This window comes from Stenotrophomonas sp. 3diitr2024 (assembly GCF_042136455.1).
In the GTDB taxonomy this organism is placed as follows: domain Bacteria; phylum Pseudomonadota; class Gammaproteobacteria; order Xanthomonadales; family Xanthomonadaceae; genus Stenotrophomonas; species Stenotrophomonas sepilia.
This window is the reverse complement of the sequence record NZ_JBHHMJ010000493.1, coordinates 1-468: the sequence shown is the minus strand read 5'-3', so window position 1 is coordinate 468 and position 468 is coordinate 1. Positions and strand designations below refer to the sequence as shown.

The following is a 468-nucleotide window of genomic DNA, read 5'->3' as shown; positions in this document are numbered from 1 at the left end:
TACACCGCCGCAAACGCCGTCGACGCGGTCGAGCCAATCCCCGAGGCCAGGCCGCAGTAGGCACTGTTGTTGATCAGCAGCACGCCGACATCGGCCGCGGTGGTGTTGCGGCTGGTGTGGATGCTGTCCATCATGTTCCGTTCCCGCCCGTTGTCCCTTGCCATCCTTCTTGCGGTGGCGCCGCTGTCGGTATCTGCTGCCGAGCGCGCCGACCTGCTGATCCGCAATGCCATCGTGATACAGCCAGTTACTGGGCATCCACCCGCACCCCGGCTTGAGGTGGCCCGGCGGGGTTTCCAGCGATTGCCGCGACACCCACAACGGATCCACCGCGCGGTCCAGCTGCAACCAGGTACCGCCACCGATGCCGGCAAGGATGGCCACCAGCGCCAGGCACAGGCAGATCACGATGCCCAGCGAGCCGACCAGGCCGAACGAGGCCGCCGCCAGCGCCAGGCCGAGCACGGC

At 67.7% G+C, this 468-nt stretch carries 1 protein-coding gene and 1 pseudogene; one reads left to right on the top strand and one right to left on the bottom strand.

The window, feature by feature from the left end:
* Positions 1–134: pseudogene (locus tag ABGA94_RS12525) on the bottom strand (peptidyl-Asp metalloendopeptidase); the annotation flags it as partial.
* On the opposite strand from ABGA94_RS12525, the gene ABGA94_RS12520 reads away from it, so the two are divergent.
* A partial coding sequence (locus ABGA94_RS12520) for a hypothetical protein (protein WP_375367423.1) occupies positions 133–468 on the top strand: 336 nt, incomplete at its 3' end. The pseudogene ABGA94_RS12525 and the gene ABGA94_RS12520 sit on opposite strands and share 2 nt — an antisense overlap.